Origin of the sequence: Sphingomonas aerophila, from assembly GCF_014199305.1 — a bacterium.
In the GTDB taxonomy this organism is placed as follows: Bacteria; Pseudomonadota; Alphaproteobacteria; order Sphingomonadales; family Sphingomonadaceae; genus Sphingomonas; species Sphingomonas aerophila.
Map to the genome: position 1 here is coordinate 82508 of NZ_JACIJK010000001.1, position 20594 is coordinate 103101.

General features: G+C 66.5%; 23 protein-coding genes. 8 read left to right on the forward strand and 15 right to left on the reverse strand.

What is annotated here, in order from left to right:
• Position 1: 1 nt before the first annotated feature.
• Genes FHS94_RS00400 through FHS94_RS00415 form a run of 4 tightly spaced genes read right to left on the reverse strand, consistent with a single transcriptional unit; the run spans position 2 to position 3589 of the window.
• On the reverse strand, positions 2–238 hold the full coding sequence (locus FHS94_RS00400; protein WP_184053214.1) for a hypothetical protein: 237 nt from the start codon (positions 236–238) through the stop codon (positions 2–4).
• 35 nt (positions 239–273) lie between these two features.
• The gene (nudC, locus tag FHS94_RS00405) at positions 274–1173 is read right to left on the reverse strand and encodes an NAD(+) diphosphatase (RefSeq protein ID WP_184053217.1); all 900 of its coding nucleotides are present in this window, start codon (positions 1171–1173) and stop codon (positions 274–276) included.
• On the reverse strand, positions 1170–2525 hold the full coding sequence (locus FHS94_RS00410) for a serine hydrolase domain-containing protein (protein WP_246348267.1): 1356 nt from the start codon (positions 2523–2525) through the stop codon (positions 1170–1172). The genes nudC and FHS94_RS00410 overlap by 4 nt, the downstream gene beginning before the upstream one ends.
• Positions 2522–3589 carry an A/G-specific adenine glycosylase gene (locus FHS94_RS00415; protein WP_343055098.1) on the reverse strand — a complete coding sequence of 356 codons (1068 nt, stop codon included), beginning with the start codon at positions 3587–3589 and terminating at the stop codon, positions 2522–2524. The genes FHS94_RS00410 and FHS94_RS00415 overlap by 4 nt, the downstream gene beginning before the upstream one ends.
• 26 nt (positions 3590–3615) lie before the next feature.
• On the opposite strand from FHS94_RS00415, the gene FHS94_RS00420 reads away from it, so the two are divergent.
• The 6 genes from FHS94_RS00420 to FHS94_RS00445 all read left to right on the forward strand — a co-directional run bounded on the left by FHS94_RS00420 (position 3616) and on the right by FHS94_RS00445 (position 10255).
• Positions 3616–4128, forward strand: coding sequence for a DUF721 domain-containing protein (locus FHS94_RS00420; RefSeq protein ID WP_246348268.1), 513 nt, complete (start codon positions 3616–3618; stop codon positions 4126–4128).
• A gap of 9 nt (positions 4129–4137) precedes the next feature.
• Positions 4138–4818, forward strand: coding sequence for a thioredoxin domain-containing protein (locus FHS94_RS00425; protein WP_184053219.1), 681 nt, complete (start codon positions 4138–4140; stop codon positions 4816–4818).
• Positions 4819–4831: 13 nt separating this feature from the next.
• Positions 4832–5560, forward strand: a complete 729-nt coding sequence (locus FHS94_RS00430) for a DsbA family protein (RefSeq protein WP_184053222.1) — start codon at positions 4832–4834, stop codon at positions 5558–5560.
• A gap of 99 nt (positions 5561–5659) precedes the next feature.
• On the forward strand, positions 5660–6907 hold the full coding sequence (locus tag FHS94_RS00435) for a putative DNA modification/repair radical SAM protein (protein ID WP_184053225.1): 1248 nt from the start codon (positions 5660–5662) through the stop codon (positions 6905–6907).
• Between the two features lie 43 nt (positions 6908–6950).
• Positions 6951–8345 (forward strand): UdgX family uracil-DNA binding protein, encoded by a 1395-nt coding sequence (locus FHS94_RS00440; protein WP_184053228.1) that lies wholly within the window; start codon positions 6951–6953, stop codon positions 8343–8345.
• Positions 8346–8428: 83 nt separating this feature from the next.
• Positions 8429–10255, forward strand: a complete 1827-nt coding sequence (locus FHS94_RS00445) for a DUF885 domain-containing protein (RefSeq protein WP_184053231.1) — start codon at positions 8429–8431, stop codon at positions 10253–10255.
• A 21-nt stretch (positions 10256–10276) separates the two neighbouring features.
• On the opposite strand, the gene FHS94_RS00450 is transcribed toward FHS94_RS00445, so the two are convergent.
• Positions 10277–11074, reverse strand: a complete 798-nt coding sequence (locus FHS94_RS00450) for an aldo/keto reductase (RefSeq protein ID WP_184053234.1) — start codon at positions 11072–11074, stop codon at positions 10277–10279.
• 85 nt (positions 11075–11159) lie between these two features.
• On the opposite strand from FHS94_RS00450, the gene FHS94_RS00455 reads away from it, so the two are divergent.
• Positions 11160–11795 (forward strand): DedA family protein, encoded by a 636-nt coding sequence (locus tag FHS94_RS00455; RefSeq protein WP_184053237.1) that lies wholly within the window; start codon positions 11160–11162, stop codon positions 11793–11795.
• 124 nt (positions 11796–11919) lie between these two features.
• Here the strand turns inward: FHS94_RS00455 and FHS94_RS00460 are convergent, their stop codons facing one another.
• From FHS94_RS00460 to FHS94_RS00500, 9 genes are all read right to left on the reverse strand, one after another.
• Positions 11920–12402 (reverse strand): hypothetical protein, encoded by a 483-nt coding sequence (locus FHS94_RS00460; RefSeq protein WP_184053240.1) that lies wholly within the window; start codon positions 12400–12402, stop codon positions 11920–11922.
• 14 nt (positions 12403–12416) lie between these two features.
• Positions 12417–12947 (reverse strand): demethoxyubiquinone hydroxylase family protein, encoded by a 531-nt coding sequence (locus FHS94_RS00465; RefSeq protein ID WP_246348269.1) that lies wholly within the window; start codon positions 12945–12947, stop codon positions 12417–12419.
• Positions 12944–13423, reverse strand: coding sequence for a disulfide bond formation protein B (locus FHS94_RS00470; protein WP_184053243.1), 480 nt, complete (start codon positions 13421–13423; stop codon positions 12944–12946). Before FHS94_RS00470 ends, FHS94_RS00465 begins: the two co-directional genes overlap by 4 nt.
• Positions 13420–14754: a S41 family peptidase gene (locus FHS94_RS00475; protein ID WP_184053246.1), complete on the reverse strand. Its 1335-nt coding sequence runs from the start codon at positions 14752–14754 to the stop codon at positions 13420–13422. The genes FHS94_RS00470 and FHS94_RS00475 overlap by 4 nt, the downstream gene beginning before the upstream one ends.
• Positions 14755–14846: 92 nt before the next feature.
• The gene (locus tag FHS94_RS00480; RefSeq protein WP_343055099.1) at positions 14847–16031 is read right to left on the reverse strand and encodes a murein hydrolase activator EnvC family protein; all 1185 of its coding nucleotides are present in this window, start codon (positions 16029–16031) and stop codon (positions 14847–14849) included.
• A gap of 21 nt (positions 16032–16052) precedes the next feature.
• The gene (locus FHS94_RS00485) at positions 16053–16475 is read right to left on the reverse strand and encodes a 23S rRNA (pseudouridine(1915)-N(3))-methyltransferase RlmH (protein ID WP_184054350.1); all 423 of its coding nucleotides are present in this window, start codon (positions 16473–16475) and stop codon (positions 16053–16055) included.
• The gene (gene rsfS / locus FHS94_RS00490) at positions 16475–16825 is read right to left on the reverse strand and encodes a ribosome silencing factor (RefSeq protein WP_246348299.1); all 351 of its coding nucleotides are present in this window, start codon (positions 16823–16825) and stop codon (positions 16475–16477) included. The genes FHS94_RS00485 and rsfS overlap by 1 nt, the downstream gene beginning before the upstream one ends.
• A 70-nt stretch (positions 16826–16895) precedes the next feature.
• A complete protein-coding gene (locus FHS94_RS00495; RefSeq protein ID WP_343055100.1) occupies positions 16896–17516 on the reverse strand; it encodes a nicotinate-nucleotide adenylyltransferase in 621 nt (206 codons plus the stop codon).
• Positions 17513–18766: a glutamate-5-semialdehyde dehydrogenase gene (locus FHS94_RS00500; RefSeq protein ID WP_221234452.1), complete on the reverse strand. Its 1254-nt coding sequence runs from the start codon at positions 18764–18766 to the stop codon at positions 17513–17515. Before FHS94_RS00500 ends, FHS94_RS00495 begins: the two co-directional genes overlap by 4 nt.
• Positions 18767–18843: 77 nt before the next feature.
• Here FHS94_RS00500 and FHS94_RS00505 point away from each other — a divergent pair, with 77 nt between their 5' ends.
• Entirely contained in the window at positions 18844–19938 is a 1095-nt protein-coding gene (locus FHS94_RS00505; RefSeq protein WP_184053258.1) for a DUF3667 domain-containing protein, read from the forward strand.
• A gap of 232 nt (positions 19939–20170) precedes the next feature.
• On the opposite strand, the gene FHS94_RS00510 is transcribed toward FHS94_RS00505, so the two are convergent.
• Positions 20171–20542 carry a hypothetical protein gene (locus FHS94_RS00510; protein ID WP_246348270.1) on the reverse strand — a complete coding sequence of 124 codons (372 nt, stop codon included), beginning with the start codon at positions 20540–20542 and terminating at the stop codon, positions 20171–20173.
• Between the last annotated feature and the right edge of the window lie 52 nt (positions 20543–20594).

Below are 20594 nucleotides of genomic sequence, written 5' to 3' on the forward strand. Positions count from 1 at the left end.
TCTAGGCGGCGCAGGCCCGGTTCACGTCGGGCAACTGCGCGGCCAGCGCGGCGATATGGCGGCCGTTGAGCGTCCGGCGCACCCCCGGCTCGTCTCCGTCGACCACCAGATAGCTGTTCAGCCGGGCATCAGCGTCCAGGGTTGCCCAGCGGTTCAGGCATTCGGCAACGGTGGCGCGCCACGGCGAATGAATGGTTGCGACCAACGCCGCGGCACGGTTCGGATCGATAACCATCATCAGAATATCGTAAGCATCAAGCCATTGACGAGGCGTTAACTTAGATCACCGGGGGTTTCGTCGCAAGCAGCCCAGGCCTGCAACAATGTATGCGCGATGGCATAGGGCGGCGGCGGCAGGAACGGGCCGGGATTTCCCGCCAGCACCTCGCGGACCAGTGGGCGCGGCACCCAGATGGCGTCTTCCAGTTCGTTGCTGTCGATCGTGAGCGCGTCGTCCTCCGCTTCCGCGACGCAGGCGATCATCAGTTGCGATGGAAAGGGCCAGGGCTGACTGGCCAGGTAGCGTACCTTGCCGACCCGCACGCCCGCTTCCTCCCACACTTCCCGCGCGACGGCTTCCTCAATCGATTCGCCCGGTTCAACAAAGCCCGCCAGCGCCGAATAGCGACCTTCGGGCCACGAAGGCTGCCGTCCGATCAACGCGCGACCGTCATGTTCCGCGATCATGATCACGACCGGATCGGTGCGCGGGAAATGCTCGGCGGTGCAAGCGGGGCAGCGGCGGCCCCAACCGGCGCGGTAAGGATTGGTCGCGGCGCCGCAATTGGCGCAGAAACGGTGCCGGGCGTGCCACAGCAGCAGGCTGCGCGCCGTGGCGTAGATCGCCGCTTCGCCCGGGGCGAGCGCGCCGAGCAGCCCCATCAGCTCGGGACTGCGGATCGCTTGCACTTCGCCGTCCCGTCCCGCCGACGACTCTGGCAGCGCGGCAAAGCGGGGCTCGCCTGCGTGGAGGCCGAGAAGCACCAGTTGGTCGAGCGGTTCGTCCGCGAGTGGCACCCATTCGAGCCGGTCATGCCCGCTGGTCACCGGCAACAGGCCGTCCAGCCGCAACAGGCGCGCTGTCGCGTCCTCTCTCGCCGCGGCCAGAGCGGCAGCATCGTGACGGAGCGGATCGGCGCGATCCAGCGGATTGCCGGTGAAGCCGGGCATCATCGTCCCGCCAACAGGGCGAGATCGCGGCCAAACGCGCGCACAGCTTCCTCGCGCACCGGCCAGCGGTCGGCCGGGAAGTAGTTCACCATGATTGTTCCTCGAATGCGCTTGGCGGGATCAACAAAGGCAACCGTGCCGGCGGCGCCACCCCATCCATAGGTTCCCTTGGATGGCACCCCGCCGGGACCGTCGGCCAGGTACACCGACCCACCCGCGCCATAACCCATCGGCACCGAAGCATCAGTGCCGCCAGTTCCGCCTCCGACCCCGCCAAAGGTCACTCCCGCAGGCAACAGGTTGGACATGGCGAGCCGAACCGTCTCCGGCTTCATCACCCGAACCCCGTCCAGCGCGCCGCCGTCGGCCAGCATGCGCAGGAACCGATCGTAATCCCGCGCGGACGTGACCAGTCCTGCGCCGCCATAAGGGAAGCTTGGCCTGGCCAGGTACACGGAGGTGGCGGCGGGATCGACCGGAACCAGGCTGTCCCCCAGGAACGTGTAGTTGGTCGCGAGCCGCGAGGTTTCGCCGGCCGGCACCGTCCAATAGCTCGACCGCATGTCCAGCGGCACGAACAGCCGGGTCTGGACGAATTGGTCGAACGGCATCCCGCTCGCCTTCTCGATCACCGCGCCCATCACGTCGAGGCCGATCGAGTAGCTCCACTTGGTGCCGGGATCCGCGATCAGCGGCAGCGTCGCGACGCGACCGGCGAACTCCTGAAGCGTCGGGGGGCGGACCCGGCGCATCTGCGGCTCGACACCGGCGTTGATCGCGGCGGGAAGGATTCCCAGGCGCTCATATTCCTTCAGCAGGGGCCCCTTGGTTATGATGTTGTAGCCGAGCCCTGCAGTGTGGGTCAGCAGGTTGCGCACCGTGATCGGCTGGGTCGCCGGACGGCTCTGCATGGTATTGGGATCAAGCTGCACCCGCATCTTGCGGAACGCGGGCAGGAAGTCGCTGATCGGCTGATCGAGGCTGATCTTGCCTTCCTCGACCAGAATCATCGCGGCCATGGCTGTGACTGGCTTGGTCATCGAATAGACCCGCCACAGCGTGTCGGGGCTGGCAGCAGCCGCGGTCGGATCGGTCGCGATCCGGCCAGCGGACACGAATCGCGTGGGCAGGTTGCCGGTGCCGAACGCAGCCACGATGCCCGGCATCTTGCCCTCGCGCACATAGCCATCGAACAGGGCCTTTGTGGCGGGCATGAACGGGATCGGCCGCTCTTGGATGACAATATTGCCCGAACCAGCGTTGCGGGGCCGCTGGGCCTGGGGCTGCGCCTGTCCCGCCAGCATTGCGCCTGCCACCAGCGCCGCCACCGCCTTGATCGTTCGAGCCCGGATCATCTGCCCTCCGCAATTGCCGCTGCAGCCCTGGCGAACAGGGTCGGCAGACCCGCAGTTGCGAGCGCGTCGACCGGCCACCACTCGCCTGGCGGCTCGCCTTGCGCCGGGCCCGTTGCCACCGCAAGCGCCAGTTCGAGCGTGAAATGAGTAAAGCCATGCTCCACCGTTCCCGCCAACAACCGCCAACTGGCCAAAGCCGGCGCGCCTTCCAGCAAAGGCGCTTCGTCCACCCACGGCCCAGTCGGCAGCGCGCGCATGCCGCCGAGCAGCCCCTTGTCGGGGCGCCGGACCAGCAGCACCTCCGGCCCGCGTGCCCGTTCGCGCTCCAGCCAGAAGATCGTGCCGTAGCGCTTGGGCCGCGCCTTCTTTGCCGCCTTGACCGGGAAGGCCTCGGGCGCGCCGGTGGCAAAGCCAGCGCAATGGGCCTGGAGAGGACACAGCAGGCAACGCGGCTTCTTGGGCGTGCAGATCGCCGAACCCAGATCCATCAGTGCTTGCGCGAAGTCGCCCGCCCGACGCTCGGGCGTGACCGCATCCGCTGCGACGCGTATCGCGGCTCGTCCCGCGGGCAACGGCGTGGCGATCGCAAACAGCCGCGCACCCACTCGCTCGACATTGGCGTCCACCACCACCGCGCGTTCACCAAAGGCGATCGCCGCGACCGCTGCGGCAGTATAAGCGCCCAAGCCAGGCAGGGTGCGCAGTTCCGCTTCGGTTCGCGGAAACGTGCCACCATGGTCGGCCACCACCGCCTTCGCCGCCCGAAGCAGGTTGCGAGCGCGAGCATAATAGCCAAGGCCGGCCCAGGCGGCCATGACTTCGTCGTCCGGCGCGGCCGCGAGGCTTTCAAAGTCGGGCCAGCGCGCGATCCATGCCGCGAAACGGGGGCGAACGGTTGCCACCGTGGTCTGCTGCAGCATCACCTCCGACAGCCAGACGCGGTATGGATCGGGCGTCTCGCCCGGCCGCGCACGCCAGGGCAGGTCCCGGCGATGGCGGTCGTACCAGTCCAGCAGCAAGGGTGCGATCAGGGTGTCTGCGATCGAAGCGCTCTTTGCGTCCACCCGCGCGCTATGGCATGGGATCGGCCATGAGCAAGCGCGTCCGCGCCACCGAAGAGCCTGTCCGACAGAACCGCTCGCGCAGCGTGGCAGAACTGCTGCCCGCGGTCGGCGGCGCGGCGTTCCGGCGCTTCGGCTTTGTGCAATCCGCGATCGTCAGCCGCTGGGCGGAAATCGTGGGGGAGCGGCTGGCAGGCGCCTCCGCCCCCGAATCGATCCGCTTTCCCCATGGCAAGAAGCAGGACGGCACCTTGACGCTGATCGTTCGCGGTGCCCATGCGCCGATGATGCAGCATGTCGCGCCCGAGATCATCGAGCGTGTGAACAGGTTCTTCGGCTATGCCGCGGTCGCAAAGCTGCAAATCAAGCAGGGCGATGTCGCCCCCCGCACAACCCGCGCCGCGCCCGCCCCTGTTCGCACCGTGCCGGCCGAGCTTGGCGAAGGGTTGAAGACCATCGCGGATCCGGAACTGCGGGCCGTTCTCGAATCGCTTGCCGCGGGCGTTGCGGCCGGCGCCCCTCGCCTGCCCAGGATCAGTTGAGGCCATCTCATGCGTTCACTGCTCGCGTTAATGTGCCTTCCCCTGCTGCTCGTGACGGCGTCGCAGGCCGCGTCACCGAAGCGTGACTGGTCGCAGGTGGGAACCCGCCTGCCGAGTGGCACCTTTGTGATCGGCAATCCCGCCGCACGTATCAAGCTTGTCGAATATGCGAGCTATACTTGCCCGCACTGTGCTGCCTTTTCGGCTGAATCGGAGCCGGTCCTGGCCAATCGCCTGGTGCGTTCGGGCAAGGTCAGTTGGGAAGTGCGCCATTGGCTGCGCGACAGCACCGACCTTGCCGCCGCAATCGTTGCGCGATGTGGCGGGGGCCGGTCCTTCGCGCCACTGACCCGCCGCATCTTCGCCGAACAGGAAAGCTGGTTGCCGCGTGCCATGGAATGGGGCCAAGCGAACAGCGCCCGGATCCAGATGTACCCGGTCATGGCGCGGTTGCGGGCGCAGGCCGATGGCGCGGGGCTGACTCAGATCGGTCGCGCGGGCGGCCTTACCGATGCGCAGCTCGACGCCTGCTTCGCCGACACGCAGGAAGCGGATCGCGTCGCGGCCATCTCTGCAGCAGTGCCGCGCGAACTGCCTGGCACGCCAGCCTTCTTCATCAACGGCAAGCATGTTCCCGGCGCCAGCTGGGCCGCGCTCGCCCCTGCCTTACGCGCCGCCGGCGCGTCCTGACCGGAGCTTTCCCATGAAGTTCGTGCTTCCCCTCTCTGCCCTGTCGCTCGCGCTTGCCGGTTGTTCAGGCGGCGCGAATGGCAACAGCGCCGATGCGGCGTCGTCCGCCCCTGTCGCAGCCAAGGCGGCTCCGGCTGGTCAGAACTGGACGGAAGTCGTGTCCAAGACCGCCGAAGGATATCGGATGGGCAATCCTGACGCGCCAATCAAGCTCGTCGAATATGGCTCGCGCCTGTGCCCGGCTTGTCGCCAGTTCGCGACCGAAACCCTGCCCCAGGTCGTCCAGACCTATATCCCGACCGGCAAGGTCAGCTATGAATTCCGCGACTTCCTGATCCATGGCGCGGCCGACCTGCCGCCGTCGCTGCTGGGCCGCTGCGTTGGTGAAGGGCCGTTCTTCGCGGTCATGGAGCAGCAATACAAGGACCAGCCCGGCTTCGTCGACAAGCTGACGCCGGCGTTCATGCAGTCGATCCAGTCGCTTCCCCCGCAACAGGCGATCCCTGCGATGGCCGAACAGATGGGGCTGATCACCTGGATGAAGCAGCGCGGCCTTCCAGAGGCCAAGGCACGGGCCTGCCTGACCGACACCAAGCAGATCGACGCCCTTACCGAGCAGACCCAGGCCAAGGGCAATGACGGCACCGTGTCAGGCACCCCGACGTTGATCCTGAACGGCACGAAGCTAGATAATTACACATGGGACGACGTGTCCAAGGCGATCAAGGCGGCCGGCGCCTGAGCCTGCTCCGGGGCAACCCGCCGGGCCGGTGGGTTGCCCTATGTTACTGGTTTGCGCGGTGAAGCTTGTTCCGTTTGTTGCGGAACGTATATTGAACAGATGGCGCAACTCGACGTTCGGCAGAAGCTCGAAATCCTGGCGGACGCGGCCAAGTATGACGCGTCATGCGCGTCGTCAGGCACCGCGAAGCGCAACAGCCGCGACGGCAAGGGCCTGGGCTCCACCGAAGGAATGGGCATTTGCCACGCCTATGCGCCGGACGGTCGCTGTATCAGCCTGCTCAAGATCCTGCTGACCAACAGCTGCATCTTTGACTGCCATTACTGCATCAATCGCAAGAGCTCGAACGTGCGTCGCGCGCGTTTCACGGCGGCCGAAGTCGTCCAGCTCACCCTCTCCTTCTACAAACGCAACTACATCGAGGGGCTATTCCTCTCGTCAGGTATCATCCGTTCCTCGAACTACACGATGGAGCAGCTGGTAGAGGTTGCGCGCTCGTTGCGGGAGGACCACCATTTTCGCGGCTATATCCACCTGAAGACCATTCCGGATGCAGACCCTGAGCTGGTGCATCAGGCGGGGCTTTACGCCGACCGCGTATCAATCAATGTCGAGCTGCCTACTGCCAGCGGGCTGAAAAGGCTCGCGCCCGAAAAGGACGGTGCGCGCATCGAGGGCGCGATGGCCGACAACAAGGCGGCGATGCTCGATAACGCCGACGCGCGTAAGAAGTACAAGGCGGCGCCGCGATTCGCGCCCGCAGGTCAGTCCACCCAGATGATCGTTGGCGCGGACGCTGCAACCGACGGCGACATCGTCCGGCGGGCGTCCACCCTGTACGACCGCTTCAACCTGCGCCGTGTCTACTACTCCGCTTTCAGCCCCATTCCGGACGCGAGCGCGGTGTTGCCGCTCCAGCGCCCGCCCTTGATGCGCGAACACCGGCTGTATCAGTCGGATTGGCTGATGCGCTTCTACGATTATTCACTGCAGGAAGTGGTCGCGGCCGCCGATGACGCGACCGGCATGCTGCCGCTCGACATTGATCCCAAGCTCGCCTGGGCGCTCAAGTTCCGCGATCGCTTCCCCGTCGACGTTAATCACGCGCCGCGGGAGATGCTGTTGCGTGTGCCGGGGCTCGGCGTGAAGGCGGTGAACGCCATTTTGACGAGCCGCCGCTGGCGCCGTCTGCGCCTTGACGACGTGGCGAGACTGACCGTTTCGGTCACCAAGCTGCGCCCCTTCATTGTCACGGAAGACTGGCGTCCGGTGATGCTGACTGACAAGGCGGAGCTGAAACCGCTGGTCGCGCCCAAGAAGCAGCAGTTGGAGCTCTTCGCGGCCTGATTGCTCACGCAACCAGCGGCGGCTTTCACCGGTTATCTTGGCAATGCGCGTCGTCACACTGCCCGAACCCGATGACTTCGACGCATGGCGCGATGCTGCGCGCGGGCTTGCCGCGGCCGGCGTACCGGCCGACGACGTCGTATGGCAGGTCGGTGACGCGCCAACCGATCTGTTCGCAGGTCAGGCCAGCACTGCGCCACCGCCAGCATCGCCCGGCTTTTCGGTCCCCAGGCCCTTTATCGACCTGGCCCGGTCGGCGGTGCAGGCCAGTGACCCCGAACGGTTCAGTCTTCTCTATACACTTCTCACTCGCCTTCGACGCGAACCCGGGGTCATGGAGGATCGCGCCGATCCGCTGCTGCGCCGGCTGGAAACGCTCGCCAAGAACGTGCGCCGCGACATCCATAAAATGCGCGCATTCCTGCGCTTTCGCGAGGTGACCGACGAGGCAGGATCGCGTTTCGTCGCGTGGTTCGAACCCGAACACCACATCGTGCGCGCCAATGCGGCGTTCTTCGTCAACCGCTTTGCGTCGATGCGCTGGTCCATCCTGACGCCCGATGTTTCGCTGCACTGGGATGGCAAGGCGTTAAGCGAAGGTCCGGGCGCGACCCGCGCGGACGCCCCCGACGGCGACCCGGTCGAAGAGGTATGGAAGACCTATTACGCGAACATCTTCAATCCTGCGCGCGTGAAGGTCGGCGCGATGCTGAAGGAGATGCCGCGCAAATACTGGAAGAACATGCCCGAAACCGCGCTCGTCCCCCAGCTTCTGGCAGGCGCCCAGGCACGCGAGGCCCGCATGATCGAAACGGCACAAACCCAGCGCGGCGAGATCGGCGGCAACAGCCAGGCTGCATGGGAGGCGCTGAAGGAAGAGGCGGCCGCCTGCACGCGATGCCACCTTTACAAACATGCGACGCAAACCGTGTTCGGCGAGGGATCGGTGACGTCCACCATAATGTTTGTCGGCGAACAGCCAGGCGACAATGAGGATCTGGCGGGCAAGCCGTTTATCGGCCCCGCCGGCCAGATGTTCGATCGTGCGCTGGAACAGGCCGGCATCGATCGGGGCGCGGCTTATGTCACCAACGCGGTGAAGCACTTCAAATTCGAACAGCGCGGAAAGCGTCGCATCCACTCCAAGCCCGGCGCGGGAGAGATCGATGCGTGCCGCTGGTGGATCGAGCAGGAGCAGATGCTGGTCCAGCCCAAAGTCACCGTGGCCCTTGGTGCCACTGCTGCACGCTCCCTGTTCGGCCGCACCGTAACGATCGGGCGCGAGCGAGGGCAAGCAATGCAGCTGCCGGCCGGTGGCCAGGCGCTGATCACCGTACATCCAAGCTTCCTGCTGCGCCTGCCCGACGAGGAGGCGAAGCAGGTCGAATTCGCCCGCTTCGTCGATGACCTAAAGGTCGCGCACGCCCTTCTCGCCTGACGCGATCCGCCGTGGCGGATCACTTGCCTGTTCCTTCCGAACGTGATTGCATCGGTCCGGAATTTTCGGGGGAACACACAGGCATGATCGATCGTCGCACGCTTCTCGGCTCGGGCGTGGCCATGACGTCGCTGGCGCTGCTCGGCTCGGTTGCTCATGCGGCGGAGACGTCGAGCAGCGGGCCGCTTTCGACATTATTCGACACGTTTGTGCAGGAAAGCCTGGACCGATCGCCAGATAGCGCGACCAGCCTTGGCCTCGATGTGGGCGCGCGAGCGGGGCAACGGCGGCTGGTGTCCGACAACTCGGCCGCTGGCATCGCTGCCGACAAGGCACTGACCGCCAGCCAGCTAAGCCGTCTTCGCGCCTTTCCCCATGCGTCGCTCACGGGCCTTGACCGGGTGAACTATGACGCGGTGCTTTATGGCCTGGAGAATGCGGACGCAGCCAATCGCGCCTTTCGCTTTGGCGAGGCCGGCGCGTCGACGCCCTATGTGCTGAGCCAGATCGCCGGCACATATCAAAGCTTCCCGACCTTTCTCGATACACAGCATCCGATCAACAACGCTGCGGACGCCGACGCTTACCTCGCCCGCCTGACCGGCTTTTCCTGCCTGCTCGACAATGACACCGCGCGGGCGCAGGCTGACGCCGCCGCCGGGGTGATTCCGCCCGACTTCATCCTCGACAAGGCGCTGGCGCAGCTCACTACCCTGCGCACGGCCGGACCGGACAGCGCGCGGCTGGTCACCTCGCTTGCCGAGCGCACCAAGGCGAAGGCCATTGCGGGCGATTGGTCTGCACGGGCAGCGGCGATCTATACCGGGCAGGTCCAGCCCGCCCTCGGTCGCCAGATCGCGGCGGTTCGCGCCATGAGAGCGCGGGCGACCTCGACCGCGGGCATCACTCTACTGCCGGGCAGCCAGGGTTATTATGCGGCCGCGCTGAAGAACTATACGACTTCCTCGCTCAGCCCGGCCGACGTGCACCGGATCGGCATGGAACAGGTGGGCCAGTACCAGGCCGAGATCGACGCGATCCTGAAGACGCAGGGGCTGACGACCGGCAGCGTAGGCGCTCGCCTGACTGCGCTCGGCACCGATCCCAAGCGCCTGTGGCCCGACACGGATGAGGGCAAGGCCAGCGCGATCGCGTCCCTTAATGAACAGGTGAAAGCAATCACCCCGCGCCTGACCGAAATATTCCGCGACCCGCCCGCCGTGCCACTGGAGATCCGGCGCGTGCCAAAGGAGATCGAGGCCGGCGCGCCGCTTGGCTATTACAACCAGGCCACGCTCGATGGGTCGCGCCCGGCGATCTACTACCTCAACCTCCAGCATTCGTCCGACTGGCCGCGATGGCAGCTGCCCTCCGTCACCTATCATGAGGGGGTTCCGGGCCATCACCTGCAAGGATCGGTGGCATTCACGATCAAGGGACTGCCGTTGCTGCGCCGGCTCAGCTGGTATTCGGGCTATGGCGAGGGCTGGGCATTGTATGCCGAGCAGCTTGCGGATGAGCTCGGCATGTACCGCAACGACCCCCTTGGCCGGGTCGGTTATCTCAAGTCCGAACTGTGGCGCGCGTGCCGCATGGTGGTTGATTCCGGTCTGCACAGCCGTGGCTGGACCCGCGACCAGGGCGTCCGATATCTCGTCGACAATGCAGGCCTAAGCGAGGGCGCGGCAACCAACGAGGTCGACCGTTACTGCGTCTGGCCGGGGCAGGCGCCGAGCTACAAGATCGGCCACACCGTCATCAACCAGCTACGCGATCGCGCGCGGGCGCGGTTGGGGCAGCGGTTCGATATCAAGGATTTCCACGCCGTCGTGCTCAACTCCGGCGCGGTGCCGCTCGACGTGCTCGACCGCATGGTGACAGCCTATGCCGCTTCCGGCCGGGTGGCCTGAGGCGGCGCTGGGCGCCCGACGTCAGAAGCTGCGCGGGTCGGGCCCGATCCGCCCGTCGGCCCGGTCGAGCGCGTCGATCGCGGCGACATCCTCCTCGTCGAGCATCAGCTCGGCCGCGGCAAGATTGTCGGCGAGGTGCTCGGGGTCCGCAGCCTTGGGGATCACCGACAGTCCGTGGTGCAGGTGCCAGGCAATCACAACCTGCGCCGCGCTCCGCCCATGCTTTGCCGCGATGCGCCCGATCGCCTCGTCGCTGAGCAACGTCTTGCCCTGACCGATCGGGCTCCAGCTTTGCGTCACGATGCCATGCGCCTCGTGATACGCGCGCGCTTCGCGCTGCTGGAAATAAGGGTGCAGCTCGATCTGGTTCACCACCGGCACCACCCCCGTTTCCTCGCGCAGTCGGTCCAGGTGCTCGGGCAGGAAGTTAGACACCCCGATTGAGCGGGCCTTGCCCGCATCGCGTAACTGGATCAGCGAGCGCCAGGCCTGCACATACCGGTCCTCGGCCGGGCTGGGCCAGTGGATCAGGTAAAGGTCGACTGCATCGGTGCCCAGCAACGCCAGGCTCTCGTCCAGCGCGGCCTCCGCATCACCGTGCCGGTCGTTCCACAGTTTCGTGGTCAGGAAGGTATCCGATGATTTCCACCCCTCACCGACGCCCCGCTCATTGTGGTAAAGAGCGGCGGTATCAACCAGTCGGTAGCCAAGATCGATACCCTGGCGGACGACTGCCGCGACCTGCGCATCGGCAATCTGGTAGGTGCCCATGCCAAGCTGCGGCATCGACCGTCCGTCATTCAACAACATGTTCTGCATTCGCGCTCAACATCGGCGTGCCATGCGCGGTTCCGGCCATTCGGCTCGGATTGCTTATCGGGGCCGATTCGGCCAAGCGCTGGTCATGTTCGAAACGATCCTGACCGCCCTTGCGACCTTTGTGATCAACGTGATCTCAGCGGGCGGGTATCTCGGCATCATCCTGCTGATGGCGATCGAGAGCGCATGCGTCCCGCTGCCGTCCGAGCTGATCATGCCGTTTGCGGGCTATCTGGTTTCCACCGGCCAGTTCAGCCTGGTGATGGCCGCAACCGCGGGCGCGCTGGGATGCAACCTTGGCTCCATCGTAGCCTATGAAGTCGGCAAGCGCGGCGGCCGGCCGGTGGTGGAGCGCTGGGGCAAATACCTGTTGATCGGCCCGGACGAGCTGGATGCCGCCGACCGCTTCTTTGTGCGCTGGGGTCGCTGGGCCGTGCTGGTGGGACGCCTGCTGCCGGTGATCCGCACCTTTATCGCGTTTCCAGCCGGCGTGGCGCGCATGCCGCTGGTGCCGTTCCACATCTACACTTTCGTCGGCTCATGGCCGTTCTGCTTCTTCCTCGCCTGGGTCGGTATGAAGCTCGGCGATCAGTGGCACAGCGATCCCCGGATCAGGGCAGCGTTTCACCGGCTGGACGCGGTGATCGGCGTACTGCTGGTCGCGGCGGTCGCTTTTTATGTTTGGCATCGGGTGCGCTCGACCCGGAAAAAGCGCGCCTGATCATCCGGCGACGATGGCGTTGGTCATCCGCTCGCGAGCAGGGTCAAGCCTCCGCCTCGTGTTTCCACTGCAACCCTCAAAGCCTAACCGCGCACGCTGACCTCAGCGTGGCAGCTAGCCGGTTTCACCGCTCGTTGATGATCCGGTCGGCGTTGGCCTGGTCGGCCTTGCGGGCCTGGTTCTCTCGGCGGTTGCCCCGAACGGCCTGGTGGAAGCAGCCCGTCTGCCCCGCCTGCCCAACAACCGAGCAGCTGCCGATCGAGTTCACCCCAACCCCGGCGGACAAGGCCTCGGGCGCGCGGGCGGCCCAGGATTCGTTTTGCGGGGTCACCTGGAACTCGCGAAGCTCCTTGGGCACACGAAACTTTTCGCTGGCCGATCGGCGGGTGCAGACCACCACTTCGGCGCCATCCGAATTGGTTGGGCAGCGTTCATTGCCATAGAGCACCAGCACGCCGTTCACGGGCGCGTTGCGCGACACTTCGCTGGTCCCCGTTACCGGCTTCGGCTTGGCCGCTCCGGGCAGCGCCACGGTTGGCACCGCCTGCTGGGCCGCTGCCGGACCGGCCAGCGCCAGTCCAAGCGCCGCAAGCATGTTTTTACGCATCAGCCTGTCCTTTCCTAGATCCGCTTGGCCGCGGCGATCGCGACCCGGCAGCCCAGCCGGATCGCGGCGCTCAGCACCGGGTAGCCGAATGTGTTCTCCGCACCGGCGGCCAGTGCGTGATCACGATGTTCCAGCTCCTCGGCCTGGAACTTGGCGATCGCGCCCGACAGCTCGGGATCATCATCGCCCAGCGTGTCCAGTTGCTGGGCGTAGTGCTTGTCGATTTCCGTCTCGACTGCCGCCGTGCAGGCCATCGCCGCTTCCGGCCCGATCGCGGCGGTGACGGCGCCCAGGGCAAAGCCGGCAACATTCCAGAACGGCTGCAGCAGCGTCGGCCGTACGCCCCGTTCGACGATCATGCGATCGAAGAACGCGCGATGCTGCTCTTCCTGCTCCGCCATGTGGTGGATCGCGCGGCTGGCGGGGTGGCGATCACCCAGAATGGCAAGCTGCCCCTGGTAGATGCGCGTGGCGCCATATTCGCCCGCCTGGTCGACGCGGATCATCGCGTCGATGCTTTCGCTCCTGTCGCCCGGCTTCCTCATCTCACCCTCGCTAGCCACCAGCCGATCACCGCCGCCCCGGTGAGCGACAGGATCGCGTTGAACCCCGCCAGCGAGATCCCCGCCAGCGTCCATTGCGGCGCGTCACAGCGCACCAGCGGCGCATGCATCAGCGCATCCAGCCGCGCTGCACCGTTCAGGCCCGACAGATCCACGGTCGAGGTACAGCCGGTAAAGCCGTGCCACCAGTGGTACTCGACGCCCGCGTGCAGGACGCCGATCACACCCGACACTGCAATCAACAGCGCCGCCAGGATCACCAACGCACGAGCGGGCCTGGGCGGCGCAGAAAAGGCGAGCAGCGCGACAGCCAGCGCCGCGTAATGCGGCCAGCGTTGCCAATGGCACATCTCGCACGGGTATAATCCGCCAAACAGCTGCGCTCCCCACCCGCCCGCCAGCAAAGCGGCCGGGACGAGCAGCGCCAGCCATCGCGCCCGATTCAGCGTCGCGATCACAGCGCCTTGGGCTTCGTCGCTGCTGCCACCTGCACCGGACCACCCAACCGCGCCACGGTCTTCAGCGCATAGTTCAGCTGGAAATCCTCAACGCCCTGCTTCTTCAACTGCTCGGGCGTTGCCGTGAAGCGCGGATCGTCCTTGGTATCTTCTTCAAGGATCGCGTTGTCCGCCTTCACCTCGTTGATCAGGTGGCGGCGCAGGTCCGCTTCCCGGAAGACCGGGCGGGTCTTGTAATCGGGGTCGGTCAGCTGTGGCACACGGATGTCGGGCTCGATCCCGCCCTCCTGCACGCTTCGCCCCGACGGCGTGTAATAGCGCGCGGTGGTCAACCGCAGGGCGGTGTTCGGGCCGAGCGGCAGTACCGTCTGCACCGATCCCTTGCCGAACGTCTTTTCGCCCATGATCAGCGCGCGGTGATGGTCCTGCAGCGCGCCGGCCACGATCTCCGAGGCAGAAGCGGTACCCGCATTGGTCAACACGATCACCGGCAAACCGTGGGCGTCATCGCCGGGTCGCGCGTAATAACGCTCGATGTCCGTCTTCTCGCGCCCGCGCTGCGAAACGATCTCGCCATGATCCAGGAACGCGTCGCCCACGGCGATCGCCTGGGTCAGCAGCCCGCCGCCATTGTCGCGCAGGTCCACCACATAGCCGAGCGGACGGTGGCCCAGCGACTTGTCGATCGCCATGATCGCGGCGCGCGTATCAGCGCCGGTGTTTTCGGAAAAGGTGTTGATGTTGATGTAGCCGACCTGGCCGCGCACTTCCCACTTCACGGGCTTCTGCACGATCACTTCGCGGATCAGCGTTACGTCGATCGGCTTGTCACGGCCCGGGCGCACCAGCGTCAGCGCGACCTTGCTGCCGGGCTTGCCCCGCATGCCTCCGATCGCCTCGTCGAGCGATTCGCCATAGATCAGCTTGCCATCGATGTGGGTGATATAGTCGCCCGACCTGATGCCCGCCCGGCCCGCAGGAGTATCCTCCTGTGGTGCGATCACCTTGATGGCCCCGTCCTCCATGGAGACGGTAAGGCCCAGGCCGCCGTAGTTACCCTCGGTCTGGATCTTGAGATTGTCGAAGTCGAGCGCGTCGACATAGCTCGAATGCGGGTCGAGGCTGGCGAGCATGCCGCTGATCGCACCCTTGATCAGCGTCTTGTCGTCGACCTTGTCGACATAGTCCGCCTTGACGCGATTGAAGACGTCCAGGAACTCGTCGAACTCGCGATAACTGTTACTATCGACCGCCGCCATCGCGCTGGTCGCGACGGGCACCAGGGCAAGCGCGCCGAGTAGGGCAGTAGCGGGGAAGAACAAACGCGGCATCAACTGGGATCCTGGAGCGAAGGGCGTGCCCGTCATGTAGTCGCTTCGGGCATCGGATGGTAGCCGGGGCGGGTGAACCGGTGCTGACCGGATTAGCCCAACAATGCGGTGATATCGACGGGCCGGCCGCGGCGACGCAATTCCACCGTGACGCGCGGGTCTTCCCCGACTGCTGCGGCACCCAGGACGGCTCCGGCGGCGACCCGCTCGCCTGCATTGACGGCAGCAGCGGACAAGCCGGTGACCAGCGTCGACCAGGCGGATCCGTGATCGATGATGATGATCGTCCCATAATGGCGAAACGGCCGGGCAAAGCGCACCACGCCGCCAGCCGGCGCGACCACGGACGCTCCCGGTCGCACCGAAAGGGTCAGCCCGCGCGACCGGATGCCATTGCCCGACACTTCGCTGAGGCCAGTGACGAGCTGCCCGGCGACCGGCAAGCGGTACGCGCCATGTTCGCCCGCCATGGCTAGCACCACGCCAGGTGCCAGCGGGCGCGGTATCGGATCGGGCAAGGGGGCGAGAGCGGCCGCCGTGGCCTTCGCCGCCCCATCTTCTTCCAGCCGATCGACCAGGTCACGCGCACGCTCGCCCAGCGCCAACGCCCGGTCCTGCTCGCTTGCCGCACCCCGGCCCAATGCCGACGCCTGCGCACGATGCCGCGCTTCGAGCAGCGCCAGCCGGGTCCGTTCCGCTTCCAGCGTAGCCCGCCCGCGGCGCAGCGCGTCTGCGGTGCCTGCCGCCACGGCCGCGAGCTTGCGCGTGGCCGCGATCTCTTGTCGCAAGCCCGCCGTGCGCGCCTGCACCGCTGGCAGCGTGCTGCCCAGCACGGCGCGCAGGTGGACCATGTCGTCCACCGATCCCGGCTGCGCGATCGCCACGATGGCGGGCCGCCGCGCCATGGACTGGAGGGCGGCGAGCAGTCGCGCGACTGGCTCCTGCGCGCGGGCCAAACGCTCGCGCTGTTGCGCGACAAGGGTGGTCACCAGCGCGGCACGCGCCCGCGTCGCGGCAAGGTCTGCCTGGGCTGCGTTCACCCGCCCGGCCAGCGCACGTTCCTGCGCGGCGGCGCGGGCAGCGGCACCGGTTTCACGAGCCGCAGCCGCGGCCAGCGCGCTTGCGCGACGGGCAGCAGCCGCGGCGTCCGCGCGGGCTGACGCAAGTGTCCGGCGGCTGGCATCGGGATCAGCTCCTTGCGCGCCCGCCATGCCGACGGCCAGCGTCGCGATCATGCCGCCGCACGCGATCAGCCCGGCAATGCTTCCTGCCCTCACGCGCTATTCCCCCGCCACCCATCAACCTTCGCGGTGGTAAGGGTGGTTGGCAAGGATGCTGGTGGCCCGGAACAGCTGTTCGGCCAGCATGGCACGGGCCAGCATGTGCGGCCAGGTCGCGCGCCCGAATGACAGCAACAGGTCAGCGCTCGCACGCGTCGCCTGGTCAAAGCCATCGGCCGCGCCGAGCAGGAAGCGCGCTTCCCGCACGCCATCGTCGCGCCATCTCTCCAGGCGACGTGCAAAGGCAACGGAGCCCAGCACCTCACCCGTTTCGTCCAGCACCACGCGGCGAAGACCCGCCTCCTCAGGGGGCATCCGGCCACCGGTGTCGGGCAACTCGGTAACGCGCGTCGGCCAGGCGATCCGCTTCAGGTAGCGGTCGACCAGCTCGCCCTCCGGCGAGCGGCCGATCTTGCCGCGCGCAACAATGTGAAGAAGGATCAGGCCTGTCCAGCGGGCGCGGACGATGTGGTGCTGGCGCTGGCCGGCTCGGGCGCATCGCCGAACGCCCACATCCGCTCCAGATTGTAGAAGGAGCGAACTTCCGGACGGAACAGGTGAACGATCACGTCACCGGCATCCAGCAGAACCCAGTCGGCGGTCGGCAGTCCTTCGATTCGGACCGAGCGGCCGAACTCGCCCTTGATCCGCTCGGCAAGCTTCGTCGCCATGGAGGCGACCTGCCGGGTCGAGCGGCCGGACGCGATCACCATGTGATCCGCGATGGTCGACTTGCCGGCGAGCGGGATCGTCACCGCGTCCACCGCCTGATCGTCGTCGAGCGACGCCATCACCAGCTTGTGCAGTGCCTCCACTTCCTGCGGGTCGGGGGCACGATTGGATTGAGGTTGGGTCGCCAAGTCAGCTCCTGGAAGGCAAGGTGGCCGGCGCAACATGCCGGAACCAGTCGGGGTCGGCCGCGCGAACCTGCGTCGCGGAAGTGGGATCGGGGCGGAAGCGCAACAGCACCAGGGCCGGCAAACTCCACGTCGTCCAACATCGGGCACTGGCAGCGGGCCGTTGGTAGCGCCGCAGCCATCCCATCGCGGGGGCCGCGAGGGCACCTCTATTATAGGGAGGGCGGGCCACCACCGCAATCGGCATCTGCCGCGCAATCCCCCGCCAGTCGCGCCAGCGGTGGAACTGGGCGAGATTATCCGCCCCCATGATCCAGACAAAGCGCCTGTTCGGATAGCGCCGGCGCAGCATCCGCAGCGTATCCACCGTGTAACGCGTGCCCAGCTTTGCCTCGATCGCGCTTGCCCGGATCGGCGCGTTGCGGGCCATCGCGCGCGCCGAGGCGAGCCGGGCGGCCAGCGGCGCCATGTCGGACGCCCCGGCCTTCAGCGGATTGCCCGGCGACACCATCCACCATGTCTCGTCCAGCCCCAGCGCACGCATCGCGGCGAGGGTAACGAAGCGATGTCCGCGATGCGCCGGGTTAAACGATCCACCGAGAAGCCCGGTGCGCCGGCCCGTCACGCCCTGACCTGGCCCGTGCCGCGGCCCACCCACTTGTACGTCGTCAGCCCTTCCAGTGCGACGGGACCGCGCGCATGGAGCCGTCCGGTCGCGATGCCGATCTCCGCGCCCAGGCCGAACTCGCCGCCATCGGCAAACTGAGTGGAAGCATTCCACAGCACGATCGCGGAATCGACCGATGAGATAAAGCGCTCGGCCACGGCGGAATCTGCCGCGACGATGGCATCGGTGTGGTGCGACCCGTGTCGCGCGATATGGGCAATCGCCTCCTCTACCCCATCCACCAACGCCGCCGAGGCGATCGCGTCGAGATACTCGGTATCCCAATCCTCGTCGGACGCGACTGGCAGGCCGGGGATCGCAGCGCTCAATCCAGGGTCCCCCCGCACTTCGCACCCGGCGTCGCGCAACGCGGTTACCAGCGCCGGTGCGTCCGGATAGGCGCGATCAATCAACAGCGTTTCCATTGCGCCGCAAACTCCCGTGCGCCGCATCTTGGCGTTGACCACGATCTCGCGCGCCATCTCCGGGTCGGCCGACCGATCGACATAGATGTGGTTGATGCCATCGAGGTGCGCGAGCACGGGCACCCGAGCCTCGGCCTGTACGCGCGCGACCAGCCCCTTGCCACCGCGCGGGACCAGCAGGTCGATGCCACCCTCCGCCTTCAGCATCGCGCCCACCACCGCCCGGTCTGCCGTCGGCACAAGCTGGACGACATCGGCGGGCAGGCCACCTGCCGCTAGTCCCGCGACCAGCGCCGCGTGGATGGCGCGGTTGCTCTCGCTCGCCTCGCTGCCTCCGCGCAGGATCACCGCGTTACCTGCCATCACGCACAAGGCGGCGGCATCGGCGGTGACGTTTGGCCGGCTCTCGTACACGATGCCGATGACGCCGATCGGGACCCGCACACGCGTCAACACGAGGCCGTTGGGCCGGGTCCGCTCATCCATGGTCGCGCCCACCGGATCAGCCAGTGCCGCCACCGCTTCGACGCCGCTCGCCATGGCGTCGATGCGCGCAGGATTGAGCTGCAGCCGGTCGATCATCGCCCCGGACAAGCCCGCTTCTTGCGCTTGCGCGACGTCGCGCTCGTTCGCGGCCAGGATTGCTCCTGTGGCTGCCCGGATCGCCTCAGCCGCGTTGCTCACCGCCTGCGCCTTCACCCGGGTCGGGGTCGCTGCCAGCTGCTGAGCAGCGTGGCGCGCGCGTACGGTCATGTCGGCGATCAGGGCGGCGGGATCGGTCATGGGGGCGGACGCTAGCATGTGAGAGGGCGCGCTGCATCCCTCTCGCCCCGTTGATCCTGCAATGATAGGCTGCCTCCATGGCGGGGGAATTGGAAGCAATCGGCGGGTTCGTCGACGGGGCAATGGTGGCGCGCGCGGTAGAGCCGCACGCGGGCGAAGGGGGTGGCCAAGACGCGCATGGCGGCGGCAAATGCCTTAATTGCGGAACGGAGCTGATCGGATCCCATTGCCACAGCTGCGGGCAGCACGCGCATGTTCACCGCACGGTGGGCGCGATCGGGCATGAGATCGCGCACGGCGTCTTCCATTTCGAAGGCAAGATGTGGCGCACCCTCCCAATGCTGGCGCTGCGCCCGGGCGAGCTCACACGCCGCTATGTGGCCGGCGAGCGGGCGCGCTTCGTCTCTCCGATGGCCGTGTTCCTGTTTTCCGTGTTCCTCCTCTTTGCTGTCGTGGCCCAGCTGCCCGGCTGGCACATGGGCGATACGAGCTGGATCAACGATGCAAGGGTCGAGGACGCGCGTAAGGCAGTGGCAAAGCAACGCGACCGCGCGGCCGAGCAGGTGAAGGATCTCGACAGCGACCTTGCCGAAGCCCGAGCGGAAAAAACGCCCGACCCCGCCAGGATTGCACAACTGACCGAAAAGCGCACCGAGGCGGTGCAGACGCAAACAACCCTCAGCCGGACCGAGCAGATGCTGCCGGCCCCCGCAGAGGAGGAAAAAGGCGCGCATTCGAAAAGCGGCTGGCTCAACGCCAAGCTGCAGCACGCGAAGGAGAATCCGCAGCTGGTACTCTACAAGATCAAGTCGTCAGCCTATAAGTTCAGCTGGCTCCTGATCCCATTGTCCTTGCCGTTCCTGTGGCTGCTGTTTCCACTCCGCCGGGGCGTTGGCATGTACGACCATGCCGTGTTCGCCACCTATTCGCTCAGCTTCATGTCGTTGCTGGCGATCACCCTTGCCGTGCTGGGTGCGATCGGCACGCCGACCAATGTGCTGGTCTTTGCCTCGCTGCTCATTCCGCCCTTTCACATCTACAAGCAGCTGAGAGGCGCTTACAGCCTGTCTCGCGTCGGCGCCCTGTGGCGGACCGTGTGGTTGTTGTTCTTCATCACCATCATCACGACCCTGTTCACCCTGGTCCTGTTGTACCTGGGCACGGCCGATTGACCGAGCTGAACAGCCAAGCGCTGCCCTTTGGTGCGAGCGTACTGATCTCCGCGTAGCTCAGGCGACTGGCCACTGGCTGGCGTGTTCCGGCCGGCCAAAGGCGGACAGGTTGTCCGCGCAACGACGGGGTCCCCGACGGGCAGCTTGGGCAACCATGCCGTGCGGAGCCGGATGCCTGTCATGTCACAAGCAGTCGTCTACCTGCCCGCCAACATATTCGTTGCTGCCGATATCAGCGGCAGGGGAATGTTTTGGCGAGAACCCGCGCGTAACCATCCTTGAGCGGCAAGCGCTTTTCCTTGGGCGACAGCTCATCCAGTCCGTCCAGCATGTCCGTAATGCCCAGCTTCTCGCCTTCCGGCATACAGGCAATCGGCTTCTTGCCCGCCGCCTTGCGCTGTGCGGCATCGGCCCGCAGCGCCCGCGTGGCGGCATCCGCCTCAGCCTTCAGCACCGGATAGTCGGGCGACATCAGCGCGATCAGCGGGTTGGCGCGCAACGGCTCCGCCCGCGCAAGGAACGCGCCTACGGTCATAGCGGCGTTGGCGGGCGCAGCAATTGCCGCGCTTAAAGCAATGGCGGCGAGGGCATGACAAAGACGCATGGCGAACCCTTTTTGGAGCGGGCGGGCGATACCGTCATTCGCCTTTCGCGGG